This is a genomic window from Bacillus sp. MMSF_3328 (genome assembly GCF_030733525.1).
GTDB lineage: Bacteria > Bacillota > Bacilli > Bacillales > Cytobacillaceae > Bacillus_AB > Bacillus_AB infantis.
In genome coordinates this window covers 1-16,746 of sequence record NZ_JASHIV010000022.1, presented here as the reverse complement: position 1 = coordinate 16,746, position 16,746 = coordinate 1, and the positions used below count along the sequence as shown (strand labels likewise).

Here is a 16,746-nt window from a genome sequence, read left to right as displayed (position 1 = left end):
AAAATTTTGAGCGTCAACCGCTCATTTCTGTCCTCTGCGCCATTTTTCAAAAATTTCTGCCACTTCATCAGTGAGCGGGATCTTTGAAACCGGCTTTTTTTCCTGGATTTTCTTCACCTTTTTTTCGATCCTTTTTTCCGTGCTCTCCATCTCGATCAACAGCTCCCGCGCGGATATGCGCAGGGCGCCCTGTCCGAAAATGGCCCATTGCTCGGTATAATCGGACGTGGCGACATGGATTTGTGTTTTAATGTTGTTCAGGCTGATGGCGAGTTTTTCAATGCGTTCATCTGCTGACTCATTTTCTTTTGTAAAAACAACCTCGACTTTATAGTTCTTGAACTTTTTCTCTGTTCCTTTGACATAATGGGCATCAAAGACGATGATGACCCGGTATCCTGAGTATCCCTGGAATTCCGCCATCTTTTCTACAAGCTTGTCCCTTGCTGCACCAAGATCCTTGTTCTTCAGCTCCCTGAGATCAGGCCAGGCGCCAATGATGTTATAGCCGTCCACTATAAGGATGTCCATCTTTTATCCCTCTAGCGGATGGCGTTTGCGGTATACCTCATACATTAAAAGTGCTGCTGCAACAGAAGCGTTCAGAGATGTTACATGCCCGGCCATCGGCAAATGGATCAGAAAATCGCACTTGTCGCGGATCAGGCGGCCCATCCCCTTTCCTTCACTGCCGATCACAAGGCCCAGCGGCATAGTTCCGTCAAAACGGCGGTAATCCTCGCTTCCCTTTGCATCCGTCCCGGCGATCCAGACACCTTTTTCCTTCAGCTCATCAATCGTCCTGGCCAAATTGGTCACTCTTGCGACGGGGATATGCTCGATTGCACCGGTCGATGCCTTCGCCACTGTGGCGGTCAGCCCCACTGCCCTTCTTTTCGGAATGATGATGCCATGGGCACCGACAGCATCTGCCGTCCTCATGATGGAGCCCAGGTTATGGGGGTCTTCAATCTCATCCAGCAGCAGGAAGAACGGAGCTTCATTCTTTTTCTCCGCTGCCGCGAAGAGATCATCCACCTCTGCGTACTCATAGGCCGCGACCGCTGCCACGACGCCCTGGTGAATTCCTTCTGCCATCTGGTCAAGCTTCTTCTTCGGCACAAACTGCACAAGCACCCCGTTTGTTTTGGCAAGGCCGATAACCTGCTGCATTTGCCCGCCCTGGGATCCTTCCGCTATAAAAATCTTGTTGATATCCCGCTCAGCCCTTAAGGCTTCCAGCACGGGGTTTTTCCCAATAATAAAATCCTGGCTCACTTTCCTTGCCCCCCTTTCCTTTCTTCGGCGTGAAGGAAGGCGGCAGAGATGATTTCCTCCAGCCGCTCCTCCGCTCCAGATAAATATAGATAGCCAATCAGCGCTTCAAATGCAGTGCTGTACCGGTATGTCTGCACATCAGTATTTTTCGGGATGGTTCCGGACTTGGCATTCCGCCCCCTCCTGACAACGGCAGCTTCCTCTTCATCCAGAAAGTCCGCTTCAAGGAATTTATGGATCACATAGGACTGCGCCTTGGCGGATACATAAGCCGTCGCCTCTTTATGAAGGAAGTTCGGCCTCACGGTCCCCTTCTGGATCAAGTGATTCCGTACATACTGCTCAAATACAGCATCGCCCATATAGGCAAGCGCGAGGCTGTTCAGCTGCTTTTCATTGACTTTATTTTCGTAGCGGAGCATGACGTCAGCCTCTTTTCCATCTTGTGCCCTGGGCCGTATCTTCCAGAATGATGTTCATTTCCTTCAGCTGATCACGGATCTGGTCGGAAAGCTGGAAGTTCCGCTCTTTCCTCGCCTGGTTGCGCTTTTCAATCAGCGCATCGATCTCATCATCCAGCAGCTCTTCGCCGCCAAGCGACAGACCGAGGACATCGAACAGAATTTCAAATTCTTTCATGAAGGCTTCGATTACTTCGACGCTCGTATTCTTTTCCAGCAGATAATAATTCGCCTGCCTTGAAAGCTCGAACAGGACGGAGATCCCGTTTGCTGTATTGAAGTCATCATCCATTTCCTTGATAAATTCCCCGTGGAGATCTTCAATCTTCTTCAGCCATTCGCTGTTGTTGTCTGTCAGCTCGGCGCTTGCTTCCTTCCGGTGTGCAAGGTTCTGATAAGAAGTTGTGATTCTTTCCAGCCCGCTGCGTGTATTTTCAAGCAGCTCATCGCTGTAATTGATCGGGTGGCGGTAATGGACAGACAGCATGAAGAATCTCAAAACCTGCGGATCATGCTTTTTGATGATGTCATGCACAAGGACAAAGTTGCCAAGCGACTTGGACATCTTTTCATTATTGATATTAATATACCCGTTATGCATCCAATAGCGCGCAAATGTCTTGCCTGTCAGCGCTTCGGACTGGGCGATTTCATTTTCGTGGTGCGGGAACGAGAGATCCTGGCCGCCGGCATGGATATCAATCGTGTCGCCAAGATATTTCCTCGCCATGGCAGAGCACTCGATATGCCAGCCCGGACGTCCTTTGCCCCATGGGCTTTCCCAGGATATCTCTCCTTCTTTCGCCGTTTTCCAGAGTGCAAAGTCAAGGGCATCCTGCTTTTTCTCCCCTACAGCAATCCTGGCTCCGACACGGAGTTCGTCAATGGATTGCTGTGACAGCTTGCCGTATTCATCGAATCTTCTGGTGTGGAAATACACATCTCCATTTGATTCATAGGCAAATCCTTTCTCAATCAGGGCCTCGATGAACTGGATGATAAGATCCATGCTCTCAGTTACGCGCGGGTGCACATCCGCCCGTTTGCACCCAAGCGCTGACACATCCTCAAAATATGCATCAATGAAACGCTCGGCAATGGATGGAACATCCTCCCCAAGCTCCTTGGCAGCTCTGATCAGCTTATCATCCACATCCGTAAAATTGGAGATATATTGCACATCATAGCCCCTGAACTCCAGATATCTTCTTACCGTATCAAAAACGATCGGCGGACGGGCATTTCCTATATGGATATAGTTATATACGGTCGGTCCGCATACATACATTTTGACTTTCCCTTCTTCAAGGGGGATAAACTCTTCCTTCTGCCTGGACATTGTATTATAAATAGCAATTGCCATTATTTAAGGCTCCTTTCTCTTCTCAAATCCTCCAGTTCGACCTGCATCTCCTGAAGCTTCTTCTCCATCTCGACCAGCCTGTCGCTCACTGGATCGGGCAGATCGCTGTGGTTGAGATCCTTCTTAAGCTTTACGCCATCTTTGATGACCACCTTGCCCGGAATCCCCACTACCGTTGAATTGGGGGGAACATCCCTAAGGACGACCGACCCCGCTCCCACTTTCGAGTTCTCGCCGATGGTGATGGAACCTAAAACCTTCGCACCGGTGGCTATCAGGGCATTATCTTTGATGGTCGGGTGGCGTTTTCCTTTTTCCTTGCCGGTCCCGCCGAGGGTGACGCCCTGGAACACCGTCACATTATCGCCGATTTCGCATGTCTCGCCGATCACTACGCCCATGCCGTGGTCAATGAAGAAACGCCGGCCGATTTTTGCACCAGGGTGGATCTCAATACCGGTGAAGAATCGGCTGATCTGGGAAACAACCCGGGCCCAAAAATAGAATTTCCTTTTGAACAGGGCATGTGCCAGCCGATGTGCCCATATGGCATGGACTCCGGAATACGTAAGTATAACTTCAATATAGCTCCTGGCTGCGGGGTCCTGGTCAAAAACCACCTCTATATCCTCTTTAAGCCTTCGGAACATTTGTTCTCCCCTCCCTGTTATTGCCTATCTGACGGTTGAAATTTATCTTCCGGACAGCCTGCATCCCTTCAGGGAATTCCCTTCCGGAGCGGCTCATATACGAGTGAACGGGTGCTCAAGCAGGCCTCGGGCTGTTTATTCAAGCCCGGCAAGCTTTGATCCTTAACAACAAAAAAGCGCCCCTGTCATAATGACAGAGACGCTGAAAGCGCGGTTCCACTCTGTTTAGGCACATGTAAAAAAGGCCCCAACTCTGCCCTGTTAACGGTAGGAAATCCGCCCAAATCTACTCTGCATTTTCGAAATGGGACTCAGAGGGGCACTTCAAAAAATGAGGGGCCTGAACCACTTTCAGCCGGTGATGGTTCTCTCTTTCAGCCTTATCCCGTTATGGGCCAGGCTATGAAGCATCATTTTTCTACTCTTCCTCTTCAACACTTTTGAATCATGAAATTTGAATTACTCTTACTATATTACATTTTTGCCAAGATGTTAATCATTAATGCTTGCCAAACGATTTTTTACCTTGTCTTTTCCTAAAAGAGCGATGGCCTTAGGAAGATCCGGTCCATGTGTCTGGCCTGTAATGGCTGCACGTACAGGCATGAACAGCTTCTTGCCTTTATGGCCTGTGCCTTTCTGGACTGCCTTCAGGGCTGCTTTGATTTCTTCTGCCGTAAAATCTTCCAGGGAATCAATCTCGGTCAGGAAGGCAGAAAGCACTTCCGGCACCTGCTCTTCGCTCAGGACTTCTTTCGCTTCTCCATCATAGCTGACGTCCTCTGTGAAGAAGATACCTGAAAGGTCAACGATTTCAGCGCCATAGCTCATTTGGTCCTGGTAAAGGGAAATGAGCCCGCGCACCCACTCTTCATCTGCGGCTGTCAGGTTTTCACTTACTTTTCCTGCCTTGATGAGATGAGGAAGTGAAATTTCCACCAGCTTATCGAGTTCTTCCTGCTTGATGTATTGGTTATTCATCCATGTCAGCTTCTGCTTATCAAACAGAGCTGGCGACTTTGAAAGCCGGTCCGCTTCAAAGATATTGATCAGCTCTTCCTTCGTGAAGATCTCTTCTTCTCCGGCAGGCGACCATCCAAGCAGGGCGATGAAGTTGAATAATGCTTCCGGAAGATAGCCAAGGTCTTCGTACTGCTCGATGAACTGGATGATGGATTCATCCCGCTTGCTGAGCTTCTTGCGGCTTTCATTGACGATGAGCGTCATATGGCCAAAGACAGGAGGCTCCCAGCCGAAGGCCTCATAGATCATCAGCTGCTTTGGTGTGTTGGAAATATGGTCGTCCCCGCGCAGTACGTGGGAAATTTTCATCATATGGTCATCGGCAGCCACCGCAAAATTATAAGTTGGAATTCCATCTTTCTTTACGATGACAAAATCGCCGAATCCGTCAGACTCAAAGGAAACTTCGTCCTTGACCATATCATTGAATGCATAAACCTTCCCTTTGGGCACGATGAATCGGATGCTTGGCCTGCGGCCTTCAGCCTCCAGTTTTTCCCTTTCCTCCTGGGTCAAATGGCGGCATTTGCCGGAATATTGGGGGTTGTCTCCCCTTGCCATCTGCTCTTCGCGCTCTGCTTCAAGCTCTTCCTCTGTGCAATAGCATTTATAAGCAAGATCTTTATCCAGGAGCTCCTGGTACAGCTCTTGGTAGAGATCATTCCGTTCTGACTGGCGGTACGGGCCGTATCCCCCATCTTTATCAATGCTTTCATCCCAGTCGATTCCAAGCCACTGCAGATACTTCAGCTGGCTTTCCTCTCCGCCTTCAATATTCCTCTTAAGGTCGGTATCCTCGATCCTGATGATGAATTTCCCGCCTTTTGAGCGTGCGAACAAATAGTTGAACAGCGCTGTGCGGGCATTGCCTATATGTAAATGTCCGGTTGGGCTTGGCGCATAGCGGACCCTGATTTCATTAGACATGAATAAGCCTCCTATTGTAGTCATTTTCCTTCTTCTTTGCTATATTCTAACACCGTGTTTTTGCCTTATAAAGCTAATTTTTTCGGGGGCTCAGTCCTTTTTCTGCAGCAGGACGGCAGCCTGTGAAGCGATCCCTTCGCCCCTGCCCGGAAAACCGAGCTTTTCTGTTGTCGTTGCCTTGACATTGATGCGGTCCGCATCTGCCTGCAGCAGCTCTGCAATCCGCTCTCTCATCTGGCCGATATAAGGCGCCATTTTCGGCATTTGCGCAATGATGGTGCAATCGGCATTCACAAGCTTATATCCTTTCTCATCTACAATCTTCCATACATGCTCCAGCAGCTTGGCTGAATCAGCATCCTTGAATTCAGGATCTGTATCCGGAAAGTGCCTGCCGATATCGCCTTCCCCTATTGCCCCGAGACACGCGTCTGCAATGGTATGAAGAAGCACATCCGCATCAGAATGGCCCAGCAGCCCCTTTTCATAGGGAATTTCTATACCGCCGATAATCAGCGGCCTTCCTTCGGTTAATTGATGTACATCAAAGCCCTGTCCAATACGAAACATAGTATATTCCCCTTTATGTCAGTTACTTCGAGCTTCACGTTTCCGGATAATCGCTTCTGCAAAATAAAGATCCTCCGGGGTTGTAAGCTTGATATTATCATAATTTCCTTCAACGATTTTTACAGGGATGCCGAGCCGTTCTGCCAGGCTGGCATCATCTGTGCCGAGGTAATCCTCCTCAGCCGCTTTCTGATGAATGTGCAGGAGGGTGGAAACACGAAAAGCCTGTGGGGTTTGGACTGCCCACAGACTTGATCGTTCAACTGTTTCCAGGATTTGATTGCCGACAGCCTTTTTCACAGTATCCTTCACTGGCACGGCCAATACTGCGCTGCCATCCTGATCCGCAGCCTCCGTCAGCTCCCAGATCAGGTGCTGGTCGATGAAGGGGCGGGCCGCATCATGCACCATGGCAATGCCATCGCCCTGCAGCTCCTTCACCGCATTATAGACGCTGTATTGGCGTTCGGATCCACCGGGAACGAGTCCAATGACTTTCTTGATATCGTAAAAGGCAAGAAGCTCTTGGATCTCCGCCTTCTCGGACGGATTGACCGCAAGCAGGATGCCAGTACAATCCGGATCGCTTTCAAACACCCTCAGCGTGTGTATGAAAACCGGCACACCGCGGATCTCAAGCAAAAGTTTATTTTTGCCGGCGCCCATCCTTTTCCCCTGGCCTGCAGCAGGAATAATTACCTGATAAGGCATAAACAGTCTCCCAACTCTCTTTTATAAAGCTTTTTCAAGCAGCTTAGGCTTTGCAAATATCATGCGGCCCGCAGAGGTCTGCAGCACGCTGGTGACAAGGACATCGATGTGCTTGCCGATATAATCGCGGCCATCTTCGACGACAATCATTGTACCGTCATCCAGATAAGCAACACCCTGATTATGCTCTTTCCCGTCCTTGATGACCTGCACCTTCATCTCTTCTCCAGGCAGCACCACCGGCTTGACCGCATTGGCCAAGTCATTGATATTGAGCACAGATACCTTCTGGAGCTCGCATACCTTGTTAAGATTAAAGTCATTTGTCACCACAACACCGTTCGTCAGCTTTGCCAATTTCACAAGCTTGCTGTCTACTTCCTGGATCTCCTCAAAGTCCCCTTCATAAATCTCGACCTTGATGGAAAGCTCCTTCTGGATACGGTTCAGGATATCCAGCCCCCGCCTCCCCCTGTTCCTTTTCAATACATCTGAAGAATCAGCTATATGCTGAAGCTCCTCAAGGACAAACTGGGGTATGACGATGGTTCCTTCAAGGAAGCCCGTCTGGCAGATATCCGCGATCCTGCCGTCAATGATCACACTTGTATCCAGAATCTTTAATGCGTTTTTCTCAACTGGCTCTGCTTCCTCTTCACCGGATTTCTTTTTCCGGCTCGTAAATAATCCCAGAAGCTCATCCCGCTTTTTAAAGCCCACCTGGAAGCCAAGATAGCCAAAAATCAGCGTCAGCAGGATCGGGGCGACCGTATTGACAATCGGAAATTCGATTGCATTGAGCGCAAAGCCGATCAAAAATGCCACTATCAGGCCGAAAGCAAGGCCCACACTGCCAAAAATAATATCTGTTATAGGCGCTTTCACCAATGATTCCTCTACCCATCTCACGAAATTGGTTACATAATCAACTGCCCAAAAAGATATAAGATAAAAAATAATGGCACCTAAAATAGCGGACACATACGGATTATTTAAAAGAGGAATGTCGTCCAAAGCAACTAGCCCGAGCAAGTCCGGAATCAAAAAGATCCCAAGGGTCCCCCCGGTAATAAGAAAGCATGCCTGTACAATGCGTTTTAACATTCCTTCACCTCCTTTTAATCATTATAAACAAATTCCCTGAATTGAAACCTGCAGAATATGTTAATTTGGTTTTTTGTAACATTATTTAAATATAATAATATCGGAGGTTTTATATACTGATACACCTTAAGCGTAGCACCGTGCAAACAGAGTGTCAAATAATATAAAACCACCATTTTAGCATACTGTATAGACCAATTCAATGGGCAATTAAAGCTGACGGTCCGCAAACAGCTGCTCCTTGACCAGCTTGAGGCCCTCACGGATTTTTCTCGCCCTGACTTCACCGATGCCTTCCACCTCATCAAGATCCTCTACTGAAGCTGCTGTGATTTCAGGAAGCTCCTGGAATCTGGTGATGAGATTTTCAATAATGATTGGCGGGAGCCGGGGGATTTTATTAAGCATCCGGTACCCTCTTGGACAAATTCCTTCATCCAGGTGGACATAGCCGCTATAGCCGATCAGCTTCAGGAGGATGCTGTCCTCGATCGTTTCGCCGCTTGCCAGCTCCTGCATTTTGCTGATTGCTTCCTTCGTGCTGACATCCTTATCAAAGGCATAGTCTTTGATGATCAAAGAAGTTTCCTTTTCCATGTCAGTCAAGAGCTCGTTCATCTGCAGGCGGATCAGCCTGCCTTCTGTACCCAGTTCACTCAGGTAGGACATCAGTTCCTGCTTGATCTTCAGCACCATCTCATAGCGGTGCAGCACCTGAAGAACATCACTGTAGGTCACAAGCTCTTCAAACTCAAGGATCCCGAGGCTTGCGATGCTCTGCTCCAGCACCACTTTGTATTTCTCAAGCGTCTGGACTGCCTGGTTGGCTTTTGCGAGAATGACGGCGATGTCTTTCAATGCATATCTGAAATGGCCCTGGTAGAGTGTGATGACTGTCCGCCGCTGTGAAATGGCAACGACAAGCGCCCCTGTCTCCTTTGCCACCCGCTCTGCCGTCCGGTGCCGCATCCCGGTTTCCGAAGAAGGGATGCCCGGGTTCGGGGCAAGCTGGGCATTGGCTATAAGAATCTTGCTGCCTGTCTCATTCAGGACGATGGCGCCATCCATTTTGGCCAGCTCATACAAATAACTTGGCGTGAAAGGGCAATTGATCTGAAAGCCCCCATCTACAATCGCCTTCACCTTTTCATTGCAGCCCAGTACAATCAGTCCGCCTGTGTTTGCACGCAGGACATTATCGATCCCTTCGCGTATCGGTGTTCCCGGTGCCAGAAATTTCAAAATGTCGCTCCGGGTCTTTTCGCCCAGCTTTTTATTGTCCATATCTTATCCTCCTAATGCCGCTTTTAAGGCCTCGCTGACTGTATTAACCCCGATTAGCTGCACGCCCGGCGGAGAGTCCCAGCCTCCAAGGTTCTTAGCAGGAAGGATGATCCGTTCAAACCCAAGCTTAGCAGCTTCCTGGACACGCTGTTCAATCCTGGAGACACGGCGGACTTCGCCGGTCAAACCCACTTCTCCAATGATGCAATCAGAGGCCTGTGTTGGCTTATCCCTGAAGCTTGAGGCAATGCTGACGGCAATTGCCAGGTCAATCGCAGGTTCATCCAGCTTAACGCCGCCTGCCACCTTCAAATAAGCATCCTGATTTTGCAGAAGCATCCCGACACGCTTTTCAAGCACAGCCATTAAAAGCGGGACGCGGTTATGATCGATCCCGGTTGCCATCCTCCGCGGATTCCCGAAGCTCGTCGGGGAAATGAGCGCCTGAATTTCAACCAGCACCGGCCTCGTCCCTTCCATGGAGGCAACAACTGTAGATCCGGATGCCCCCTGGGAGCGCTCTTCAAGGAATATTTCCGATGGATTTTCCACCTCTTCAAGGCCGAATTCCTTCATTTCAAAGATGCCCATTTCATTGGTCGATCCGAAACGGTTCTTAACAGCCCTGAGAATGCGGTACGTATGATGCCTTTCACCCTCGAAGTAGAGGACTGTGTCAACCATATGCTCGAGCAGCCTCGGGCCGGCAATCGATCCTTCCTTCGTGACATGCCCCACGATAAAGATCGCGATGCCTTTGGTCTTTCCGATCCTCATCAGCTCCGCGGTACATTCCCTTACCTGCGAGACGCTTCCAGGGGCCGAGGTGATATCCGGATGAAAAACAGTCTGGATTGAATCAATGATCACAAAGCTGGGATTTTCATTTTCAATGGTCCGGCTGATTTCCTCGAGATTCGTTTCTGCATATACGAGCAGCTTATCTGATACAACCCCAAGCCTGTCAGCCCTGAGCTTTGTCTGCCTCATGGATTCCTCTCCGGAAATATAAAGAACAGAATGATCCTTCCGGGCCAGCTGGGAAGATACCTGCAGGAGGAGCGTCGACTTCCCGATTCCGGGGTCGCCCCCGATCAGAACAAGCGAGCCCCTTACCACCCCGCCTCCCAGAACGCGGTTGAGCTCCTTCAGGTCTGTATAGATCCGCGGTTCATTGACTGTCTCAATTGAGGTGATCGGCGTCACTTTAGAAGCAAGGGTTACGCCTGCCGAATGGGCAAATGCACCCCTTCTTCCTCCAGCTGCAGGCTTCTCCGTTTCCTCCACCATTGTATTCCACTGCCCGCAGGCAGGACATTTGCCCATCCACTTGGCGGACTCATAGCCGCATTCCTGGCAGATGAATTTGGTCTTTCTTTTTGCCATCCGTTTCTCCCTTTCTATTTCATTCTCTTCTATTGTGAAAAGTGCACCATTAGTTTCATTATAGGGAAAGTATATTATACTTCCCCGCTTATATAAAAATGCCTGTCCAAGGAAAGTAGTGGAAATGGCTGATTTTTTATATAAGGACAGATTGAAATGCCTTCAATGGAAAAAAGGTACACGCATTGTGCACCGTGTACCTTTTTTATTATATAATATGACGTTTATTTAGATAAGTTTGTTGCAGTTTCAGGAGATTCTTCTGTTTTCACGACAAATTCCCCATCTTCTACATCGATAATGACATTCTGCCCTGTCAGCACCTGGCCCTTCAGCAGCTCCTCTGACAAACGGTCCTCGATATGCTTTTGGATCGCGCGGCGGAGCGGCCTTGCACCATACTCAGGGTCGTACCCTTCCTCGGAAATTTTCTCTTTTGCCTTATCGGTCAGGCCAAGGACAATTTCCTGTTCCTGCAGGCGTTTAACCAATTGATCGGAAAGCAATGTAACGATTTCCTTGAGATGTTTTTTCTCAAGGGCGTGGAACACGATGATTTCATCGATCCGGTTAAGGAATTCAGGGCGGAAAGCCTTCTTAAGCTCTTCCATTACCTTGCCTTTCATATCCTTATAGTCCTGCTCTCCATCCTGGATGTTAAAGCCGACATATTTATTGCGTTTCAGCGCTTCTGCCCCGACATTGGATGTCATGATCAGGACTGTGTTGCGGAAGTCGACTGTCCGGCCTTTAGAATCTGTCAGGCGTCCATCCTCAAGAACCTGAAGGAGGATATTGAATACATCCGGATGTGCTTTCTCAATCTCATCCAGAAGGACAACTGAGTATGGCTTCCTGCGGACTTTTTCTGTCAGCTGGCCGCCTTCCTCATATCCTACATATCCCGGAGGTGAACCAACAAGACGGGAAGTTGAATGCTTCTCCATATATTCAGACATATCGATGCGGATCATTGCATCTTCATCGCCGAACATCGCCTCTGCAAGCGCACGCGCAAGCTCAGTCTTACCGACCCCAGTAGGGCCGAGGAATACGAAGGAGCCGATTGGGCGCTTAGGATCTTTCAGCCCGGCACGCGCACGGCGGACCGCTTTGGAGATCGCCTTGACCGCTTCTTCCTGGCCAATGACACGGGAATGAAGAATTTCTTCCATGTTCAGGAGCTTGGCTGTTTCTGTCTGAGCCAGCTTCGCTACAGGAATTCCAGTCCAGCTTGCTACTACATGTGCAATATCATCAACTGTGACTTCGCTGTTTTCCTTCCCCTGCTTCTCTTTCCAGCTCTTCTTTGTTTCCTCCAGCTGCTCGCGCAGGCGCTGTTCAGAGTCTCTGAGGGATGCAGCTTTCTCGAACTCCTGGCTTTGGACGGCAGCATCTTTTTCCTTCCTGACTTCTTCAAGCTTCAATTCAAGCTCTTTCAGGTTAGGGGGAGTAGTGTAAGAACGCAGGCGTACTTTTGAACCTGCTTCATCAATCAGATCGATCGCCTTATCCGGAAGGAAGCGGTCTGAGATATAACGATCAGAAAGCTTAACAGCTGCCTCGATGGCTTCATCTGTGATGGATACTCTGTGATGGGCCTCATAGCGGTCGCGCAGCCCCTTAAGGATCTGAACAGACTCATCTGCTGTCGGTTCATCTACCGTGATCGGCTGAAAACGCCTTTCAAGCGCAGCATCCTTTTCGATATACTTTCTGTATTCATCCAGGGTAGTGGCACCGATGCACTGCAGTTCGCCCCTTGCAAGGGATGGCTTCAGGATATTGGAAGCATCGATTGCCCCCTCTGCTCCTCCTGCACCAATCAAAGTATGAAGCTCATCGATGAAGAGAATGATATTGCCAGCCTGGCGGATTTCATCCATTACTTTTTTCAAGCGGTCTTCGAATTCGCCACGGTATTTTGTTCCGGCAACAACTGTCCCCATATCCAGTGTCATAACCCTTTTGTCGCGGAGGATCTCCGGCACTTCATTGTTAATGATCTGCTGTGCAAGTCCTTCTGCGATGGCTGTCTTACCGACGCCAGGCTCCCCGATCAGGACCGGATTGTTCTTTGTCCGGCGGCTCAGCACTTCAATGACGCGCTGGATTTCCTTGCTTCGGCCGATGACCGGATCAAGGCTGCCTTCCCTGGCAATGGCTGTCAGGTCTCTTGCAAGGCTATCAAGGGTCGGTGTATTGGCGCTTGCTGCTGATCCTCCCTGATGGCTTCCTGAATCATTGCTGCCCAGAAGCTGGAGCACCTGCTGCCTTGCTTTATTCAAGCTGACTCCCAGATTGTTCAGCACCCGTGCGGCAACACCCTCACCCTCACGGATTAAGCCGAGCAGGATATGCTCTGTGCCAACATAAGAGTGGCCCAGTTTTCTGGCCTCATCCATTGAGAGCTCAATGACCTTTTTAGCCCTTGGTGTATAGTGGGGAGTCTGTGAGGAATCCTGGCCGCGGCCAATAAGGTTTTCCACCTCTTTTTGGATCTTTTCAGAGCCCAGTCCGAGTGCATAAAGCGCCTTTGCAGCAATCCCTTCTCCTTCACGGACGAGGCCGAGCAGGATATGCTCTGTGCCGATATTGCTGTGTCCTAAGCGAATGGCTTCCTCCTGTGCTAATGCCAATACTTTTTGAGCTCTTTCAGTAAATCGTCCGAACATCATAATTTCATCCTCCCGACTATTGTTTTTCCATTTTCAATCTTTCGCGTATAAGTGCAGCCCTTCTAATATCACGTTCTTCAGGCCGGAGCGGCCCGCCGGCATATTGCTGCAGGAAACCGGGCTGTGTAAGAATCATCAATTCATTTAAAATATTTTTGGGAATATCTTTGATGTATCCCATATCTATACCCAGCCGGACATCAGATAAGCATTTTGCCGCTTCTTTTGATTCAATGATCCGGCTGTTGGAGAGAATCCCATAGGAACGGTACACTCTGTCTTCTAATTGTATGTTTGAAGTCTTTGCTAATGCTTCCCGGGCATATCTTTCCTGGGCGATGAGCTGGCCCACGACACTCTTCAGATCTTCTACGATATCTTCCTCAGACTTTCCGAGCGTGATCTGATTGGACACTTGAAAAATATTGCCCAGCGCCTCGCTTCCTTCGCCATATGTCCCTCTCACCACAAGCCCCAGCTGATTGATGGCCGGGATGATCCGGTTCATCTGATGGGTGAGCATCAGACCTGGGAGATGCATCATGACAGAAGCCCTGAGCCCTGTTCCGACATTGGTCGGGCAGCTGGTAAGATACCCGTAGTCTTCATCAAAGGCAAATTCAAGGTTCTCCTCAAGCCAGTCATCCAGCTTATTGGCCATCTCAAGTGCCTCGGTCAGCCTGAATGCAGGAAACAGGCATTGAATCCGGATATGGTCTTCCTCGTTGACCATGATGCTGACCTCTTCATTTTCTGACAGGAGACAAGCCCCGTAAGGAGACTGCTCAGCCAGATTGGGGCTGATCAGATGCTTTTCAACAAGCACCCTTTTCTGGAGGGGCTGAAGACTTCCCATCTCTAAAAGCTCCAATCCTCCAAGCCCTTTGAAAGGCTTCTCGGTGGAAATCTTCCTGATATCTTCAATGATGCTCTGTCCTTCTTCATTTGAAAAAAGAGTAGGAAACTTATATATATTCATATTCCTTGCCAGACGGATGCGGGAGCTTAGCACAATATCAGAATCAGGGCCTTCCGCACTCATCCAGGAACTGACCGCCTGGCTGATGAAACGTTCCAGTGACATGATATCAGTCCCCCTCCCTGCCGCTGCTCAGCTGTTTTTCAAGGGACCGTATCTCATCCCGCCGCACGGCAGCTTTTTCAAACTCTTCCTGCAGGATCAATTCCTTCAATTCTTTTTTCATATCCTCAATCTTTCTCCTGAGCTGAATGCTCCCGCCGGCTCTTGCCGGTATCTTCCCTCTATGGGACCAGTTCCCGCTGTGGAGGCGCTTCAGGATCGGGTCAAGCTGCCCCCTGAATTCCGAATAGCAGTGGGCACAGCCAAACCGTCCGATTTTAATGAACTGCTTAAAAGTCATCTGGCATTTGCTGCACTGCAGAACTTGCTCCTGCGGCCTTTGCTCTTTTTTCGGCTGCTGCAGACCAGGCTCAATATTCAAAAGCCCCGCCAGCAGGCTGTTAAGGGAAAAGCCTGAAGCCTGATTATTGATCATGAACATTTCGCCTTTTTCCTTGGCGCAGACCTCGCAAAGATGGAATTCGGTCTTCCCGCCATTTATGCTCTTTGTAAAATGCAGCGTTGCCGGCCTCTGATTACATTCTTGGCAAATCATGCACTCACCTCTCCAGCTGCTTAATCTTTATTTATACTTCAACGAAGTCAGCATTGCTCTCAGCATTCTTGATCGCAATTCATCGCGGAACGGAAGCTCTATATATAAAACCGACCGGTCGATTACACTGAGCATGATTTTAGCTTCGCGGCGTGTGATGACTTCCTCTTCCACCAGGCGCAAGATGACGCTCTCAGCGCTTCCCTGCGATATCCTGCTTTGGATCAGCATCAGCAGCTGATCAATCAGGTCCGCATGATCATAGGACTGTACCTTCATGATCCGGATATATCCTCCGCCGCCCCGCTTGCTTTCAACAATATATCCTTTTTCGATTGTAAATCGGGTATTAATGACGTAATTGATCTGCGAGGGGACACATTGGAATTTATCAGCCACTTCGCTTCTTTTGATCTCGACACTTTCCCGTTCACTCAGCTCCAAGACTTCCTTCAGATATTTCTCGATTATGTCGGATATATTCCTCACCAGGCCTCCTCCTCCCTGACTTTGACTATATTTGACTTTAATTATAAATGAATTATGTAAAAAGTTGCAAGATGGATGCCTTATTAATTTTCCCATTTAATAAATATCTCAAACGTAACAAGAGCAAATTCTTCCAGCTGTATAGAGTATTCAGCCGGTGGGCTTTTGGGTGCTTGTCATGGGTGGGAAATTTGGTTTTGGTGAAAGGGGGGACGTGTATGCAGGGTACGTTTGCAGCTCGCTGGGGAGGGCAGCCGGAATATACGGGTGAAGGAAGGAGAGTGAATGCGAGTGGGGATGATGGGGAGTTGAATGGGTGCTAAGTTGGGGTGGGGTGAGCTGGGTTGAGGGAGATTGGATGGGACGTTTCTTTGCTTGGCAATGGTGTGTGGTAAGTGGATGAGTGAGAAGTTCGCTAGACGATTTGATTAGACGTAGGAGTTGGTAAACTATTTGGCAGAACGGTTAGATATGACGTTAGGTTGGTAGGATATCGGTAGGAGTGAGTAAGTTTGCGGTTTTTGCTAACAGCTCTCTTATGTCGGATAAAAACCAGGTTTATTCATCCATCAGGACTTTTCTTTTTCCAGCAGCATGAAAGTGCTAGGTGACGGTGCTACTGTGTTTGGATTTGAACGAAGATGGCAATCTATTGATGGAGCTTGCGGATGGGATCCCGCGATTTTTGTGGCAATTGGTAAATTAAGCGAGGAATTCGGTAGATTAATCGGTCATTTGATTGAATAAATCGTTGAGTTGGTAAATTAATCGGTCGTTTGATTAAATTCACAGTTTAAACGCCTGCTAGCTCATATATTTGATTTAAAACACTGCTTGTTTGCCCGCCCGGCATCTATTTTTCAGCCATTTGGGGAAGTTTGCGGGCAGACTATGACTGTTTTGTGGCAAATGGTAAATTATTTAAGGAATTCGGTAAATTAATCGTCCAATTGATGAAATCCATATTTCAAACAGCCGCTCTCCCTTTTTTCAAACCACAAGCAACGCTCTTAAAGCCCTCCGGCTATTCATTTTCACCAAACGATCCCTTTTCTGATCAAAACCCACTCCAACATAAACTAAAAAGCACAAAAAAAGAACAGTCTCACAGACTGTTCTTCGTTTCGCCCGGCAGCGTCCTACTCTCACAGGGGGAGAGCCCCCAACTACCATCGGCGCTGAGAA

General features: G+C 48.8%; 16 protein-coding genes. 1 reads left to right on the top strand and 15 read right to left on the bottom strand.

Annotated features, from left to right (window positions below; translation table 11 throughout):
• Positions 1-21 precede the first annotated feature (21 nt).
• The 15 genes from RBB45_RS22425 to RBB45_RS22355 form a co-directional block, all read right to left on the bottom strand.
• Entirely contained in the window at positions 22-531 is a 510-nt protein-coding gene (locus RBB45_RS22425) for an NYN domain-containing protein (protein WP_009791549.1), read from the bottom strand.
• Positions 532-534: 3 nt separating this feature from the next.
• Positions 535-1,278, bottom strand: coding sequence for a 23S rRNA (guanosine(2251)-2'-O)-methyltransferase RlmB (gene rlmB, locus RBB45_RS22420; RefSeq protein WP_009791548.1), 744 nt, complete (start codon positions 1,276-1,278; stop codon positions 535-537).
• Positions 1,275-1,700 carry a Mini-ribonuclease 3 gene (locus tag RBB45_RS22415; RefSeq protein WP_129614066.1) on the bottom strand — a complete coding sequence of 142 codons (426 nt, stop codon included), beginning with the start codon at positions 1,698-1,700 and terminating at the stop codon, positions 1,275-1,277. The genes rlmB and RBB45_RS22415 overlap by 4 nt, the downstream gene beginning before the upstream one ends.
• A gap of 4 nt (positions 1,701-1,704) precedes the next feature.
• Positions 1,705-3,102, bottom strand: a complete 1,398-nt coding sequence (gene cysS, locus RBB45_RS22410) for a cysteine--tRNA ligase (protein ID WP_009791546.1) — start codon at positions 3,100-3,102, stop codon at positions 1,705-1,707.
• Positions 3,102-3,752, bottom strand: a complete 651-nt coding sequence (gene cysE, locus RBB45_RS22405; RefSeq protein ID WP_009791545.1) for a serine O-acetyltransferase — start codon at positions 3,750-3,752, stop codon at positions 3,102-3,104. The genes cysS and cysE overlap by 1 nt, the downstream gene beginning before the upstream one ends.
• A gap of 492 nt (positions 3,753-4,244) precedes the next feature.
• Complete coding sequence (gene gltX, locus RBB45_RS22400) at positions 4,245-5,702, bottom strand: glutamate--tRNA ligase (protein WP_094769451.1); 1,458 nt, start codon at positions 5,700-5,702, stop codon at positions 4,245-4,247.
• 90 nt (positions 5,703-5,792) lie between these two features.
• Complete coding sequence (ispF, locus tag RBB45_RS22395) at positions 5,793-6,272, bottom strand: 2-C-methyl-D-erythritol 2,4-cyclodiphosphate synthase (RefSeq protein ID WP_009791542.1); 480 nt, start codon at positions 6,270-6,272, stop codon at positions 5,793-5,795.
• An 18-nt stretch (positions 6,273-6,290) separates the two neighbouring features.
• Positions 6,291-6,983 (bottom strand): 2-C-methyl-D-erythritol 4-phosphate cytidylyltransferase, encoded by a 693-nt coding sequence (gene ispD, locus RBB45_RS22390; RefSeq protein WP_094769450.1) that lies wholly within the window; start codon positions 6,981-6,983, stop codon positions 6,291-6,293.
• A gap of 21 nt (positions 6,984-7,004) precedes the next feature.
• Complete coding sequence (locus RBB45_RS22385; protein WP_009791540.1) at positions 7,005-8,087, bottom strand: PIN/TRAM domain-containing protein; 1,083 nt, start codon at positions 8,085-8,087, stop codon at positions 7,005-7,007.
• A 210-nt stretch (positions 8,088-8,297) separates the two neighbouring features.
• Positions 8,298-9,371 carry a DNA integrity scanning diadenylate cyclase DisA gene (disA, locus tag RBB45_RS22380; protein ID WP_009791539.1) on the bottom strand — a complete coding sequence of 358 codons (1,074 nt, stop codon included), beginning with the start codon at positions 9,369-9,371 and terminating at the stop codon, positions 8,298-8,300.
• A gap of 3 nt (positions 9,372-9,374) precedes the next feature.
• Positions 9,375-10,757 (bottom strand): DNA repair protein RadA, encoded by a 1,383-nt coding sequence (gene radA, locus RBB45_RS22375; protein ID WP_306010390.1) that lies wholly within the window; start codon positions 10,755-10,757, stop codon positions 9,375-9,377.
• A 224-nt stretch (positions 10,758-10,981) separates the two neighbouring features.
• A complete protein-coding gene (gene clpC / locus RBB45_RS22370) occupies positions 10,982-13,435 on the bottom strand; it encodes an ATP-dependent protease ATP-binding subunit ClpC (RefSeq protein ID WP_009791537.1) in 2,454 nt (817 codons plus the stop codon).
• A gap of 16 nt (positions 13,436-13,451) precedes the next feature.
• Positions 13,452-14,519 carry a protein-arginine kinase McsB gene (mcsB, locus tag RBB45_RS22365; RefSeq protein ID WP_009791536.1) on the bottom strand — a complete coding sequence of 356 codons (1,068 nt, stop codon included), beginning with the start codon at positions 14,517-14,519 and terminating at the stop codon, positions 13,452-13,454.
• 4 nt (positions 14,520-14,523) lie between these two features.
• Entirely contained in the window at positions 14,524-15,072 is a 549-nt protein-coding gene (gene mcsA, locus RBB45_RS22360) for a protein-arginine kinase activator protein McsA (RefSeq protein WP_224952346.1), read from the bottom strand.
• 27 nt (positions 15,073-15,099) lie between these two features.
• On the bottom strand, positions 15,100-15,564 hold the full coding sequence (locus RBB45_RS22355; RefSeq protein WP_263623464.1) for a CtsR family transcriptional regulator: 465 nt from the start codon (positions 15,562-15,564) through the stop codon (positions 15,100-15,102).
• Between the two features lie 899 nt (positions 15,565-16,463).
• Between RBB45_RS22355 and RBB45_RS22350 the strand changes: the two genes are divergently transcribed.
• On the top strand, positions 16,464-16,746 hold a 283-nt coding region (locus tag RBB45_RS22350), incomplete at its 3' end, for a hypothetical protein (protein WP_306010389.1).

Excerpts from the sequence above, each read along its gene's own strand:
- RBB45_RS22425 (WP_009791549.1), bottom strand. The coding sequence starts at position 531 with ATGGACATCCTTATAGTGGACGGCTATAACATCATTGGCGCCTGGCCT.
- RBB45_RS22415 (WP_129614066.1), bottom strand. The coding sequence starts at position 1,700 with ATGCTCCGCTACGAAAATAAAGTCAATGAAAAGCAGCTGAACAGCCTC.
- cysS (WP_009791546.1), bottom strand. The coding sequence starts at position 3,102 with ATGGCAATTGCTATTTATAATACAATGTCCAGGCAGAAGGAAGAGTTT.
- cysE (WP_009791545.1), bottom strand. The coding sequence starts at position 3,752 with ATGTTCCGAAGGCTTAAAGAGGATATAGAGGTGGTTTTTGACCAGGAC.
- gltX (WP_094769451.1), bottom strand. The coding sequence starts at position 5,702 with ATGTCTAATGAAATCAGGGTCCGCTATGCGCCAAGCCCAACCGGACAT.
- ispF (WP_009791542.1), bottom strand. The coding sequence starts at position 6,272 with ATGTTTCGTATTGGACAGGGCTTTGATGTACATCAATTAACCGAAGGA.
- ispD (WP_094769450.1), bottom strand. The coding sequence starts at position 6,983 with ATGCCTTATCAGGTAATTATTCCTGCTGCAGGCCAGGGGAAAAGGATG.
- RBB45_RS22385 (WP_009791540.1), bottom strand. The coding sequence starts at position 8,087 with ATGTTAAAACGCATTGTACAGGCATGCTTTCTTATTACCGGGGGGACC.
- disA (WP_009791539.1), bottom strand. The coding sequence starts at position 9,371 with ATGGACAATAAAAAGCTGGGCGAAAAGACCCGGAGCGACATTTTGAAA.
- radA (WP_306010390.1), bottom strand. The coding sequence starts at position 10,757 with ATGGCAAAAAGAAAGACCAAATTCATCTGCCAGGAATGCGGCTATGAG.
- clpC (WP_009791537.1), bottom strand. The coding sequence starts at position 13,435 with ATGATGTTCGGACGATTTACTGAAAGAGCTCAAAAAGTATTGGCATTA.
- mcsB (WP_009791536.1), bottom strand. The coding sequence starts at position 14,519 with ATGTCACTGGAACGTTTCATCAGCCAGGCGGTCAGTTCCTGGATGAGT.
- mcsA (WP_224952346.1), bottom strand. The coding sequence starts at position 15,072 with ATGATTTGCCAAGAATGTAATCAGAGGCCGGCAACGCTGCATTTTACA.